This is a genomic window from uncultured Duncaniella sp. (assembly GCF_910577345.1).
Lineage (GTDB): Bacteria > Bacteroidota > Bacteroidia > Bacteroidales > Muribaculaceae > Duncaniella.
In genome coordinates, this window is sequence record NZ_CAJTMT010000036.1 from 16,346 (window position 1) to 29,822 (window position 13,477).

General features: G+C 54.8%; 10 protein-coding genes. All 10 read right to left on the bottom strand.

What is annotated here, in order from left to right:
• Positions 1-411: 411 nt before the first annotated feature.
• The gene (locus QZ310_RS12075; protein ID WP_297073166.1) at positions 412-567 is read right to left on the bottom strand and encodes a hypothetical protein; all 156 of its coding nucleotides are present in this window, start codon (positions 565-567) and stop codon (positions 412-414) included.
• 167 nt (positions 568-734) lie between these two features.
• The gene (locus tag QZ310_RS12080) at positions 735-1,829 is read right to left on the bottom strand and encodes a DUF4831 family protein (protein ID WP_297073168.1); all 1,095 of its coding nucleotides are present in this window, start codon (positions 1,827-1,829) and stop codon (positions 735-737) included.
• A gap of 260 nt (positions 1,830-2,089) precedes the next feature.
• Positions 2,090-3,601, bottom strand: a complete 1,512-nt coding sequence (locus QZ310_RS12085; protein WP_297073169.1) for an NAD(P)H-hydrate dehydratase — start codon at positions 3,599-3,601, stop codon at positions 2,090-2,092.
• Between the two features lie 462 nt (positions 3,602-4,063).
• Positions 4,064-5,989 (bottom strand): cytochrome c biogenesis protein CcsA, encoded by a 1,926-nt coding sequence (gene ccsA, locus QZ310_RS12090; protein WP_297073171.1) that lies wholly within the window; start codon positions 5,987-5,989, stop codon positions 4,064-4,066.
• 12 nt (positions 5,990-6,001) lie between these two features.
• Entirely contained in the window at positions 6,002-7,141 is a 1,140-nt protein-coding gene (locus QZ310_RS12095; protein WP_297073173.1) for a Rid family hydrolase, read from the bottom strand.
• A 55-nt stretch (positions 7,142-7,196) separates the two neighbouring features.
• Positions 7,197-7,922, bottom strand: a complete 726-nt coding sequence (locus QZ310_RS12100; protein WP_297073175.1) for a hypothetical protein — start codon at positions 7,920-7,922, stop codon at positions 7,197-7,199.
• A gap of 14 nt (positions 7,923-7,936) precedes the next feature.
• A complete protein-coding gene (locus tag QZ310_RS12105; RefSeq protein ID WP_297073177.1) occupies positions 7,937-9,154 on the bottom strand; it encodes a porin in 1,218 nt (405 codons plus the stop codon).
• A 65-nt stretch (positions 9,155-9,219) separates the two neighbouring features.
• The gene (locus QZ310_RS12110; protein ID WP_297073179.1) at positions 9,220-10,659 is read right to left on the bottom strand and encodes a di-heme oxidoredictase family protein; all 1,440 of its coding nucleotides are present in this window, start codon (positions 10,657-10,659) and stop codon (positions 9,220-9,222) included.
• Positions 10,660-10,676: 17 nt separating this feature from the next.
• On the bottom strand, positions 10,677-11,825 hold the full coding sequence (locus QZ310_RS12115; RefSeq protein ID WP_297073181.1) for an imelysin family protein: 1,149 nt from the start codon (positions 11,823-11,825) through the stop codon (positions 10,677-10,679).
• Between the two features lie 25 nt (positions 11,826-11,850).
• Positions 11,851-13,278 carry a hypothetical protein gene (locus QZ310_RS12120; protein ID WP_297073184.1) on the bottom strand — a complete coding sequence of 476 codons (1,428 nt, stop codon included), beginning with the start codon at positions 13,276-13,278 and terminating at the stop codon, positions 11,851-11,853.
• Positions 13,279-13,477: the final 199 nt, after the last annotated feature.

Consider the following 13,477-nt stretch of genomic DNA (forward strand, 5'->3'; position numbering starts at 1 on the left):
GAATGCCCCCACCACGGGCATCGAAGATGTCCGACAATAACACACGCCTCCGGACAAATAATGGGTTATATAAATTCAGGAAATTACCTATTGATGGTTAAACCAAACAATTGGCCTACACCTATCGGGGGGTGATATTATAGGACATCTTCGATGCCCGCTGGGTATCATCCGATAACCCTACGCCTACCGGGGGGATATTATAGGACATCTTCGATGCCCGACCCTGTATATCAACCGATAACCCCACACCTTCGCGGAACGCAATTTCGCCCTACGGGCTTCATTGCGTTTCCGCTCGATGCGGGGCTATTATCACATCGCTGCTGCGCAGCTTTCCGATTGCCATCCGACATGATTATGATACGACTCAACTGCGCTGATTTCCAATTGCCATCCGGCACGGTAATATCACATCGCTAACTGGTTGCCATCCGGCAAGGCCATATCATAGCGCTGCTGCGCAGCTTTCCAATTGCCATCCGGCATGATTATGATACGACTCAACTGCGCTGATTTCCAATTGCCGTCCGGCATAACGATGTAACATCGCTTATCGGTTGCCATCCGGCAAGACATATCTTCAGAAATTTACCCTTCTGTTTCTTATGCCCTTATGTTCTTTTGTATCAAAATCAAATATGTTCTTTTGTATCAAAATTAAATATGTTCTTTTGTGTCAAAACCAAATCTGTTGTATCAAAACCAAACTTCAATTGTTTCAATATCAAACATCAATTCCCAACCGTTCCAAGCTCACGGACTGCTCCGGTGAGGGGGTTGAAATGCAGATAAGCCGGTTCGCGCTTGTTGGTGAAAAGCGACGGGTCGAGACCGAACACAACACCGTATTGAGCCACGTCAAACTCCTTCTCCGTCAGAGTGCGGTCATCGTAGGTCAGACTTACCCATGCAGCGCCGGGGATACGGTAGGCAACTCCACCCTTGGGGAAGGTCTTGGCCACACCCTTTTCGTTGACAGGAAGTTCGCCACGGGTGATTGGAGTGATCTCAATATAGATGGGATCACCCGAAAGGTCGTTGGCATCCACCAGACCGTCAATAGCCGACAGACGGGCAATGACCATACGGCTTGCCTCACCATCCTCAGGGATATATACGGTATAGGTGCGCACCTCAACCGACTTCTGCACAGTGCCGAGGAACATCGCAGTCAGCGCTTCCTCCTGTCCTGCAAGCTGGTCGAGGGCAAGTTTCATCGCCGCACCGTCAGAAGGCATGGCATCGGCCTGACCGGAGATGATTTCATTGCGGTTGGTGCGCAGTTCATATATCTTCTCAGCGGCAAGCTCCGCACGTTTGGCCGACGACTTGCTCTGAATCATCTCAGGAGTGATGGCCTGCTGTGCAATCGGCTTCTGCAAAACCGTAGGCTCCGCTGCGACAGCCTTAGGCAACTCCGTGAGGCTGACTTCCGGATTGTAGTTCTCATCGTTGATGGAGAGTGGATAATTGCTGTCGGACAGCATCATGAAAGTGCCCGTCCCACCCTTGAAATTAGCCAGATAGCGCTCCTCCTCATCGGCAACTGCGACAGGATTGACAACAGCCTCAGTGATGCGCCATGAAGTCGAGGGCTTGATGATAGGCTCGGTGTTGAGATACTTCTTGGCATACTGATAGAACTCGCCCGGAGTGTTGACAGTCTTTTCAACTGCAACTGTCACCTCGAACGCGGTGAGCGGAAGAGTGTACATAAGCCCGAACTCATTAGCCTTCGTAGCCGTCAGCTTTGTTGATGTCTGAGCGAAAGCCGGAGCGACAACCATCGCCATCGGCAGTAATATTGAGAATAACTTTTTCATCATGGTTTATATAAAAAACTTTAAACTCAGCGGTCTAAATTTTGGAATCTGAAATTTATTGTGAGGAGGATATATGAGGGTTATAATATGTAATAGGGAAATGAATGCCAAGAATAGAATAACGGACAACTGCAAATAGAATACCGAATAAATAAAAAATACCTATGTCATCCGGCATACGCGCTACAGCGCGTCCCTACAGCAAAACTATTATCTATACTCTATACTTTATACTCTATACTGCGATATTTTAGCGCCAAACGCTAAAATATCTCCCTGATTGCCTTCCCGACAGCGGCGGCGATGTCGCCGGCCGAGGTGCCGTAGTCACCCTCAGAGCGCGCGGCGATGTCGCCCGCAAGACCGTGGATGTAGACACCTGCCGTGACAGCGATTTCCGACTTGTAGCCCTGCGCGAGGAGCGAGGTAATTATGCCGGTCAACACGTCACCGCTACCTGCCGTCGCCATAGCCGCAGAGCCGGTGGAGTTGAAAAACACCTTACCGTCGGGGCGCACAGTGGCACTGTAGCGGCCTTTGAGCACGATTATCAGCTTGTACTTGTGGGAAACCTCAAGAGCCCTCAGCAGACGGGTCTCAGCCGAAGCCTGCGAACCGAAGATGCGGTCAAACTCGCCGGCGTGGGGCGTGAGGATCGAGCCGGGGGCGATGTGGTCGATGAGAGCGGGATTGCGCGCGATGATGTTGAGCGCGTCGGCATCAATCACCATCGGACGTTTGATGGTCTTTATGAGTGTCTCGACAGCGCCTCGGGTGGCATCATTGGTACCGATACCGGGGCCTACGCCGATGGCAGTATAATTGACACGCGGACTCATGTTGGAAATCACATTGTCGTTTGCATCGGGGAGGAAAAGCGCCTCGGGGACAGCCGTCTGAAGCACACTGAATCCGCAGCGCGGAGAGTGGACCGTCAGCTTACCCACACCCGCACGGAGCGCACCGCGCGAGGCAAGCACTGCAGCACCCATCATGCCGTAGCAACCGGCAAAGAGTAGCGCATGGCCGAAATCAGCTTTCGAGCAGAAGTCGGGACGGGGTTTGAGCACACGGCGCACATCCTCCTTCTCGATGAGGAAATATTTCGTGGCGGTCTGTTCGATGGCGCGTCGACTCAGGCCGATGTCAACGGTAGTCCACCGTCCGACAAGGGGAGCGTTATCGCTCAGGAAGAAGGCAAGACGGGGAAATTGCACGGCAACCGTGAGGTCGGCGTGAACAACGTCGCGGGCAAGGATGCGGGAATTCCAGTCGCCGAACATGCCCGACGGAACGTCGATGGACACCACCGTGGCACCCGACTCATTGATGTAGCGCGCCATTGCCTTATAGCCGCCGTCGAGCGGATTGCGCAAGCCGGTGCCGAAAAGGCCGTCGATGACAAGATGGTCAGGCGTAAGGGTGGGGATATGGGAAGTGTGGACAATCTCGGTCATGGCAACATTGCCCATGCGCAGAAGCTCGTCGCGACATTCGCGGCAGTCGCGCGAGAGGGAATTGCCCTGCACGTTGATGAGTACCACATGCGGATTGAACCCTGCCTGAATGAGCAGTTTGGCCACAATAAGGGCATCCGCGCCGTTGTTTCCCGCTCCGGCAAAGACCATTGTCGGCTTCGACGGACTCCAGCGGCTGAGTATCTCGTTGACCACCCCTTCGGCTACACGGTGAATCAGCTCCATCGAGCTGACTCCCTCATCTTCGATGGTAACGCGGTCAATATTTCGTATATTTTCGGTGGTAAAAATCTTCATAATCAATAAAAAAGAATTGCCCACGCAAAATTACTGAAATTTCGCCGAAAATTCCGAACCTCATCTGATTTAAATTCAAAAAAACCGATGAAAGAGTTGGAAGAGAGGGAAAGGTACATAATGACATGGGGATAGAATGATGGAAGGGCACATAAGGACATGGGGATAGAATGATGGAAAGGCACATAAGGACATAAAGTCAGAAGAAACAAAAGTTTTTTATCCACTAAACCGCATTAGATATTAAATAAATAATATCATAGCCTTAAAACATTAATATTATAACTATTATCGATGATTATAATATTATCGAACATTATCGCTAATAAAACCCTTTTGTTTCTTCTGACCCTATGTCCTTATGTACCATTCCATCCTTAAAATCAGCCCATAATAAAACCTTTTGTCCCTTCTGACCCTATGTCCTTATGTACCCTTCCATCACTTCCATCCCATCACTTCCTATACCCGATACGAATGGAGAGAGGAAAGGAAGTTGACTCCGGAGTAGGTCATGAGCATCGCCAGTGAGGCGAGGAGGAGGTATATTGCCAGAGAGCGTCCACGCAGACCGGTCGAGCGGTGGAGCGGGACAGCATATATGAGCATCGTCACCAACGCCCATGTCTCCTTCGGGTCCCAGGCCCAGTAGCGTCCCCACGACACATTGGCCCACACCGCACCCAACCATATTCCAAGACCTAACAACCATACTCCCCACTCTGTCAACCGAAGAGCCGTCGGCATCAATCTCTCCAATCCGGCAGGACGCACCAACCCAATCAATCCCCCTAAGGATGCAAAGCCAAGAAGTGCGTATGAGGTCATCACGACCGACACATGCACCGAGAGCCAAGGAGAAGCCAAAACAGGCATCAGCGGTGTCAACTGCGGAGTGCGCGACCCGAGCCATGCGACAAGCGCCAAGGCTCCGGTGGCCAACAGTCCGCACGACCCGAGCAGGACATCTTTGCGCCCAACCCAAATGCACAGCCCAGAAAGCATGACGGCTGTAAAGAAAAGCAGATCCGACGACCCGACCAACGGGGCCTCCCCCGAAGCTGCCCAATGCCATGCGAACGTCATCAGCCCGAACAGTGTCAGTGCTACGCCACCCCACAGCCTCATCTTCCGGCAACGATTTCCCGCAACCAATGAAAGCACACCGGCGAGGAAGGCACATATAAAGAATATCATCCCCGGACGGCAGCGGTCATAGGCAAGTACGAGCATGACCTCCTCATCGCTCAACCGCAATTCACTGTCTGGAGGAAGAGGCGAGTACAGCTTTCCGCTCCACAATTCGGCAAGCAGAGCCACTTTCTCGTCAAGACGCAGTATTGCCTTATCAAGCTCTCCACTGCCATCCCGCCACAGGGTTTCAGGAAGGTACCGGCCATCCACACTGTAGAGAGCGGCAGGGCTGACGTATGCCCCCTGCAGCTCCAGGGCTTTTCTCAACCCCTTATCCTTCACGAAAAGGAAACCGACATCCCGCCACTCGTCGGGATAGACTGTCAGCGAAGCGATGAAGCGGGTGGCATCAATGCCTCCCACCTTTTCCGATCCGGTCAGCGCGAGTGTAAGCTTCCGCGCCATTGACTCAAACGGAACGGCATGTCCGCGAAACAGCACCTGCTTTCCTGCAAGCGAATCGGCAAGCGACTGCGGGACTGCCGGAGCGGCCTCTCCCCTACCGGTTCCGGCAAGAATCATCAGAGCCATCACCGTCACGCCCCTCACCGGTCTGCGAAATGATTTCCCGACGAGCATCAGCAATCCTGCGAGGGCGAAAAGTGCATAGCCCGCGTAGGTCAATGCAATCCCGAAGGGATCATGGGCCACGGTCAGGACTGTTGCACCGGTCGAATCGTAGGAGGTCTGGTATAGACGGTAGTCATCCCAACTTCGTCCGGGGGCAGACAGATGTCCGATTCTGTTCATTGAAATCACAATCCGCTCCCCGCCATCGGTCACTATGACCGAGCGGAAGTCACGCGGAAAGGTCATTCCGGGATAATACACCACCTCAAATTTCTCAAGCCTTACCCCGACCGGCAGTGGCAGGGCAAGGCTGTCGGAATCATAATAGACATCGGAATGTTCTCCCGGCAAAAGGCGCAGGGTGCCGCGTTCAGCCGTCAGCGCCGTCACTCCCCCTCCGGCAAGGATGAGAAGCAAAGAGAGGTGAAAGCACCAAAGAGTCTTGCGTCCGCGCATCCTCTTTCCGGCAAGGAGAGCGACAAGCAGTAGTCCCGCTACAGTCCACAGCGCGAACCACCACCATGAGGAATAGACCTCCGGCGGCAGCAACACAGAGCCTCCGACAAAGAGGCTCCCCACGACTGCAAGCGTGGCTTTCACGCGTGGTGACTTCAGCACTGACATTCCGAAAAAGTTCTAATATTTCACTTTGCTGCCGGTTTTCATCCCTTTGACAGCCATACATTCGGTCTCAATCAACCATCCCGGACGGCATACAGGAGCAAGGACTATCACACGCGGCACTTCGGGCAATCTTTCAGCAAAAATTCTCTCGACCACGGCATGGTCGGCCGCATCGCGCAGGTAGACAATCAGATGAGCCACATCCTCGAAACCGCAGCCACCCTCGGCGAGCAGTACGCCGATGTTTTCAAGCATACGGTCGGTCTGTGCCTCTATGTCGCCGGGAGCCACGATGCAACCACGGTTGTCAATACTTGCCGTTCCGGAGACAAACACCTCCCTGCGGTCGGCATAGTCTGTAGCCGTCGCGCGTTCGAAAGCCACGCCATATTCCGCCGTGGGGTTGAGGTGGGTCGAGCCTTTAAGATAGGTGATGTCATCCTCTTCAAGACGCAAATCAGCGAATGCGTTGAATGCGACGGTCTGACGGGGTTCGGGGCTGAACCCGCCGATTCCTGTCGAGGCGATGAAGTGAGTGTCGTAGGCAAGCCCGATGCGGTCAAACACGTCATTGCGCGCTGCAACAACCCCCTTGTAATTTGAATCCACATCGCGCACCACGAACCATGTGCGCATACAATGGTCGGCAAGCGAACCGCCCAGTCCCTCAAGTGCCTTGTCCATGCGGTCGAGAGCCTTTTCGGTGAGCATATATGAATCGCCGGGCTGCGCTTCGCTGCAATCACCCTGCCACAGCTGCGAACTGCCGTTGCGCCAAAGTCCGTCGCCGAGATTCTCACATTTCCCCTCCTCCTGCAGCCACACCCATTCGGCAACCTTGGTTCCGTCGAGCGGCGACTGTCCGACAATGCTCTGAGCGCAGTCAGCGGATGTCTCAATCAGCGGAGCCTGATTTGTGGGGTCACTGAGGAAATAGCGGCGGAACACCGGGGCCATCGCGCGTCCGGTGAGGTCCTTCACCTTGTCGGCAAGCGTTCCGGCAGCCTCGCGTACACATTCAAGCTGGCGCTGAAACGGTTCACACGGCAAGGTCGAGCGGATGATGGCATGAGCCTCCCCGCGTCCTTCGGGAGAGAGGAAGAGGGCAAGCCGACATTCGGCCCCCTCACTGTGTATGGTCAGATAAGTCATGGTTAAGCAGTGATTATGGATGTTTGAGAGGTTGAATTGTGAGTGAACGGCTGCCTCATTCCGGCGCACCGGCCATTATCCAGTTGCGCACGAGGTCGAGCCTGACTGTCGAGACAACCTCGACCGAATGGTCATAGCGCCACGATGCACTCTTGTCGGTCGAAAGGATTTCCCAAAGCAGACTTTCGTCAGGATTTCCGGCCACGACACGCATTGATTCGGCTTCGACGGTCGAACGCGCGCCGACGAGCTGCGCATGGCTCTCTCCAGCGAGGAGCGACAGCCCTGCGGCGGCATGGTTGGATGCTCCGTGGCAGTTGGCACAGGTGGTGTTGAACACCTCGCTCTGCACAGCCGCCATCGGCCCGACATCCGTTCCGTCGGCGGTGATTACAACCTCGCCTCCGTCAGCATCACACTTGACGGTCACGAAGCTCGCCACCCTGCGACGCAGACGGTCGATGACGCAGAGTTCGATGCTTGTCACGTCGGCGGGAACTCCCGAAAGGGTCATTGTCCCCGTCTTTTCAAGTGCCGAGGGGTCGACGGTCTTGCTTATCATGGCATATTCGTCGGCATCCCCGAATCCGGCGAGTGCGACCGAATAGCCTGCGGGCCACTCGTCGGCCTTGACCACCGAACCTTCAAGCCGCGCGGTGCGTCCGCTCCTGTCGACATCCGCAACCTTGTTTGGAATGTCACCCTCGTCGCACGATGCGAGGATGAACGGAAGACAGGCCACCGCCAGCAGTCCTGGCTTTATAATATTATGAATCGACATAAGGGTTGCGCTTTTCAGAATGTATATTGGGCCATGATGACCGCAGTGCTTGTGGCAAGGCCGAGGTTGTCCTCATCGCGGTCAAGCTGACGTTTGTGACCTGTGCGGCCGGTATATTGATACATCGCCTGCAACTTCAGATTGATTTTGTCGAAGAAGTAGTTGACACCGACAGCCGGCATGTTGAGGAAACCACCCTTTCCGGTCGAATTGCGTTCGAAGAAGTCGTAGCGCAGCGCTCCCTGAAGACGGGGAGTGATGAAGTAACCGGCCTGGGCGTAGGCACCCCAGTAGTTGAAGGTCTCGTCGATTTTCTGTCGCTTGGTGAAGCCGACGTGCATATAGTAGGCCTCAGCTCCGAAATACCAGCGGTTTTTGTTCCACGCCCATTCCAGACCGACGCGAGTATCGTTGGTCGACTCGTTCTCACTCTCGACATTAATCGAGGCGGAAAGTCCGACGAGCATCTTGTCGGCTTTCAGGTTGCGCGGATCGCCCTGCGATGCGGGCATCGGGCCTTGCGGTTGCCATGTCAGACGCGCGGCATAGAGGAGCGACGGTATGTGCCAGTCATCGCTGAATGTCTTGGTTGCGCTGTTGACACTCGCACCGGTGCCGTTGAACACTCCCAACTGATAGCCCCACTTGCCTTTGAGGAGACCGTGGAGTTCCACACCGAGATCAAAACCGGTGCCTATGTTCGGAGTGACCGCGTTGAGACTGTGGGGAAGGATGACAGGCGCGGTGAGCGAGGTGGGAAGAGAGGGGAAGAGTGTCGAACCGAGGGTGGTGAGATAGGCATGGGAGAAAGGTGTCTTGAACTTACCGATTCTCACACCAATCTCATCCTTGGGGCGGATGTCGGCCCAAGCCTGCTGCAGTATGCCTCCGCCCGACGAGGCGGCATTAATCGAGAGATTGAAGGTCACGATTCCGAACGCCTTGCCGGTGAATCCGAGAACGGCGTAGGGGATGGCGAAACCTGAGTTGGCCACATTGTCCTGATTGTAGGCCGGGTCAAGACCGGCGTCGTCATACCAGTTATAGTTGGCCGAGGTCTGCAGAAGCAGATACGGCTTGAAGAGGAAATCCCCCTTCTGTGTCTCAAAGGTGAATCCGTTGTGTCCCGCGAGCGACACCACACCATTCTCGGTGTCGGCATCATACTGTGCGGAAGCCGGAAGCGCTACGGCTGCGATTGCAAGCAGCGAAGTTGCTATCTTCTTTAACATCTGTGTATTCTGAATTTTAGAGGGTATTAAATGATAATGATTGCAAGGGTGGCGACATTGCGTCGTCAGAGCGACTGGAGGAATTTCACGACGGCATCGCGCTTCTCGCGGGGCATCGAGGCGAATTTCTGACGCGAGGCCCATCCTTCACCGCCGTGCCACATGATGGCTTCGATGAAATTGCGCGCACGTCCGTCATGGAGGAAGCAGGTGTGGCCGTTGACCTTCTCCTGCAGTCCCACACCCCAGAGGGGAGTGGTGCGCCACTCGTTTCCACGGGCCAGACCGGAGGGATAGTTGTCGTTGAGACCAGCGCCCATGATTTCCGACCCCATGTCGTGGAGGAGGAAGTCGCTGTAGGGATGGATGGTCTGATTTCCGAGCCACGGAAGCTGTGTTCCCGCAAGAAGGGTCGAGCCGCGCGGACGGGTGTGGAGTGTGGTGACGTGGCAGAGGTGACAGCCTGCTTCATAGAAAGCTTTCTCGCCCTCCTTGACCTCAGGGTCGTTGACATTGCGACGCGCGGGGACTCCGAGCGACTGCATGTAGAGGTCGACGTTCTCCATATCCTCGGTCGAGATGTCGAGTTTGTCGTAGGTCAGACCCATCATCGACCCTTCGGTCATCTGGAACTGACCCTCGCAAATCTCCTCGGGGTAGCGGCTGTTGGTCACGCCCATGTCCGACGAGAATCCGAGCTCGACGGTGAGGTCGGCGTGCTGCGCCTTGTTGCCTGAGAGTCCGAGACAGAGTTTTCCACGTTCGGTGATGTAGTTGCAGCGTCCGCTGATACCCCATTCGGGATAGTTGCTCTTAGCCGCCAATTTCTCGATTTCGGTTTGGTCAAGGGCCATGATCTGACCCATGCCCACATGGCGGAGAGGCACGCGCACAGAGCAGAAGAGGTCTTCTGGTGCAATCTCGTCGGCATACCAGTCAGTGATGGTATAGTGAGGAAGAGCGAGTTCATAACTGTCGCCGTCGGGGAAACTGAAAGTCTGATATTCCCAATCAACCTTTAACTTACCCTCGGCGGTCACACCATAGATGGACTGATCGTGGAGCACGCGGCCATACTGCCGGAAGAATGCTCCGTTGCGGCGGGTGATATAGACAAGCATGGCCGAGAAGCCGTAAGGCCCGGAACCGTTGTCGTTCCACACTCCCGGACGGGTGCGTCCGGCGTTGCGGTGACAGCTTCCGCAGGAATATCCCGCATAGACCGGTCCGAGGCCGCCGCCATCGCCATTTGTGGAGGTACGCACGTCGTCATAGAGTCTGTCGCCGCGCACGAAGCGTGTCAGGTAATCGCCGCTCACCCAGGGAGCCTCACTGTCGTAGGCCACGGAGGATGTCAGGAAGACAGTGGAAGTTCCCGCCGACAATTCGTAGCCGGCGGGAACCTCTATGTCAATGGCATCCAGGCCATCGCTGTCACATGAACCTAACAGCGACGACAACAGGACTCCAATCGGGATTGAAAGAAAAACCGATAGTTTTTTCATTCCGTATCAAAAACTCATTAATCAACTTTGCGGGGATTGCCATCCTTGAAAAGGAGGAATTCAAGAGTGTGGAAACCGCGGACTGACTGCACGGCCTCAATCTTGTCGTCATCGTCGCCGTCGGTCCAGTCGAGATTGTCGTAGTTTCCGGAGTTGAGAATCTGCACGATGGCATCCTGGTCAAGAGGCCAACTGTCCATATTGGGGTCGAGACCGAGCGCATCAACGGGACCGAAGAGGAAGGCCTCGCTCTTTTCCCACGGTTCGCGGGCAGTGAGCCATGCCTCGCAGGCAGCGGCAAATGTCGAGTTGGAGGGATTGTTCTTGAAAGCAACCACCTTGTCGTAGAGCGCGCTGTTCTTGGCAGCAAGGTCGGAGTAGGTCGGGAGAGCCACACCGTCGACGAAGCGGTCGACGATTGCCTGCAGACGGCTGTCGTTGCCGAGGTTGGCCACAGCGGTCTTGAGCTGCTTTGAGAGGAGATCCTCGAGGTCGGCACATGCGGTCATCGCAGTGCGTGTCTCGCTCGAATTGATATTGTTGCGGAAGGGCTGGGGAATGCCGAGGATGGCGGCAGATGCATCAGCTATGGCTTCCTTCATCTGAGTGTCGAGCGTGGGATTTACGCTTGCCATGAGGGCTGAGAGCGATGCGCTGTTGACGGTTCCGTCGAGAGAGCCGTAGTATGTGTTGCGGATGGACATGATGTTGTTCGAGTAGTCGTCACGCGAGTGCCAACTGTACCACGACTCAACGGCATAGACAGCGCGGGTCTTCTCGCCGGAAACCCAGAGGTTGAAGGGGTCACCGATTTTGGCTGTACCGACCTCATTGGCAATCTCGGCGCAACCTTCAATCATCTGGTCAACACAGCTGAGTGCGCTCGAATAGTCGCCGCCGTTGTGCTGCTTGAAGATTTCGGCAAATGGCTTGCCACCCTCGTAGCTCTGTGTCCAGGAGTTGTAGAGGTTCTGTGCGTCCGAACGGAGGAGGTAGGCCACCTGAACCATATAGTTGCCCCAGCTTGAGGCATTGGCTTTGGTGTAGTTGATGTCGGCAGCCTCTACATTTTCATCTTTGTCGGGACCGTCGTTCTTGTCGTCGCTGCATGAGGGGAGACCGATGAGCGAGAGCGCCATGACTGCGCTTAGAAATACTTTTTTCATTGCTGTTGATATGTTTTTTTGTTATTTATTTCTTTATGAACCAACCGACGTAGGCCACGCCGAGGGCAAATTCGTTTTCCGAGTTGTAGTCACCCTTGCCAAACACCTTGGCTGTTCCAATCTGACGGCCTGTCCAGTCGGCCTTGACCACAAGGTTGGGGAGGGCAAACCAGTTGAGGCCGAATTGCCACTGGCTCACTTCAAGTCGCTTGTCCATGTTCTGCTTGCCCTGTCCGCGATACTGGGGATTGTAGTATTCATAGCGGGCAAAGGGATAGATGACCGGGAAGTCTCCGCCGATGGCCTTGCGGAGATTCACTCCGAGTTCGGCTCCGTAGCTGATGGCATTCTTGGCCACGGGGACAAGGCGCGAGTAGGGCGACTTGTTGGAGAGCATACGGTTGATTTCGCTCACTCCGGCAGCATTGCCGACATAGCCGTAGGTGAGGTTGCCACGGGCTGTGATGAGCGGGGAGCGCCACTGTGCATCGAAAGTCGTGATTGCCACCGGGATGCGGCCGATTGAAGAATAGGTGTGCTGCTTGTCGGAGTTTGATCCGGCATCACGGCAGTAGTAGCCGCTCCAGCCGATGCGCAGACCGGGGACACCGACATAATCGAGACGGGCAACATAGCCGGGTGAGTTGAAGTTGTCGTTCTCAAACACTCCCTCCTTGCCGCCGATGACCCACTCGTCGCGGTCAAAGCCGTTGGCGTTGAGTCCGGCCACGACCATGAGCTGATAGTCGAACTGCGCCTTGCGCTTTCCGAATGAACCGAAGAAGGCAAGGCCGGTCTCATGCCATGTGGAGGGAATGAGTTTGGTTTCGGCCTCTGGGCGGCGTGTTCCGAAGAAGTTGATGGGTTCGTGGTGGGAGTTGGTCAGTCCGACAGGCACGATGAGATGGCCGACGCGCACATTGAAAGCGGGATGGATGAGGCGCGTGATGTGGAACTGTTCGAGTGCCACTTCCCCACCCTTCTCTATCTCGGTCTCATATTCGCCGTTCTCACTGTTTTCAAGCTCGACGGCCGACCCTACGCCACCCGATTCAAATTCGATTTCGGCTCCGAGAATCCATTTCGGGGTGAATTTATAGTCGAGTGCAAGCACGAAGCGAGGAATCGACACGGTGTTGCGATGGGTGCGGGCATTGCCGGTCGATGTGCCGTCGAAACGGTTGATACCATAGTCTTTGAACTCGGCAATCATCTCGCCATAACCGCCGAAGCGGAATTTGCGGAACCCTGCCGTATCGGCAAGCGCCGCCGGACGGAGAGCAACAGATTTAGTTGCAGCCTCATGACCGGTGACAGATGCGGCATCGGAAACATTATCTATTGAATTTGCAAACGCGGTCGCTCCGCCCAATGGGAGCGCTCCGAAAATGACCGCTGCAATAGCGCCACGGAGCAGACGGTCGGAAAATGTAAGGAAACGGTTATTCATCATGATTGGTTTTCACGATGCAAAATTACCCCGACCCCGCCACGACGACAATACTCAGAAATCAGTAAAAAACCGCCCAAACAAATGGCCAACGACCGCAATTCACCCGCCAAATACCAATTTATAAGTATTTTTCATATATTTTTAGTTAAAATCACCTCCCCAAATCGCAGATTACCCTCCCCAATTGTCTCCCCACGCA

Bases quoted from the DNA above. Each gene is read 5' to 3' on its own strand.
- QZ310_RS12110 (WP_297073179.1), bottom strand. From the start codon at position 10,659: ATGAAAAAACTATCGGTTTTTCTTTCAATCCCGATTGGAGTCCTGTTG.
- QZ310_RS12085 (WP_297073169.1), bottom strand. From the start codon at position 3,601: ATGAAGATTTTTACCACCGAAAATATACGAAATATTGACCGCGTTACC.
- ccsA (WP_297073171.1), bottom strand. From the start codon at position 5,989: ATGTCAGTGCTGAAGTCACCACGCGTGAAAGCCACGCTTGCAGTCGTG.
- QZ310_RS12115 (WP_297073181.1), bottom strand. From the start codon at position 11,825: ATGAAAAAAGTATTTCTAAGCGCAGTCATGGCGCTCTCGCTCATCGGT.
- QZ310_RS12105 (WP_297073177.1), bottom strand. From the start codon at position 9,154: ATGTTAAAGAAGATAGCAACTTCGCTGCTTGCAATCGCAGCCGTAGCG.
- QZ310_RS12095 (WP_297073173.1), bottom strand. From the start codon at position 7,141: ATGACTTATCTGACCATACACAGTGAGGGGGCCGAATGTCGGCTTGCC.
- QZ310_RS12100 (WP_297073175.1), bottom strand. From the start codon at position 7,922: ATGTCGATTCATAATATTATAAAGCCAGGACTGCTGGCGGTGGCCTGT.
- QZ310_RS12075 (WP_297073166.1), bottom strand. From the start codon at position 567: ATGGCAACCGATAAGCGATGTTACATCGTTATGCCGGACGGCAATTGG.
- QZ310_RS12120 (WP_297073184.1), bottom strand. From the start codon at position 13,278: ATGATGAATAACCGTTTCCTTACATTTTCCGACCGTCTGCTCCGTGGC.
- QZ310_RS12080 (WP_297073168.1), bottom strand. From the start codon at position 1,829: ATGATGAAAAAGTTATTCTCAATATTACTGCCGATGGCGATGGTTGTC.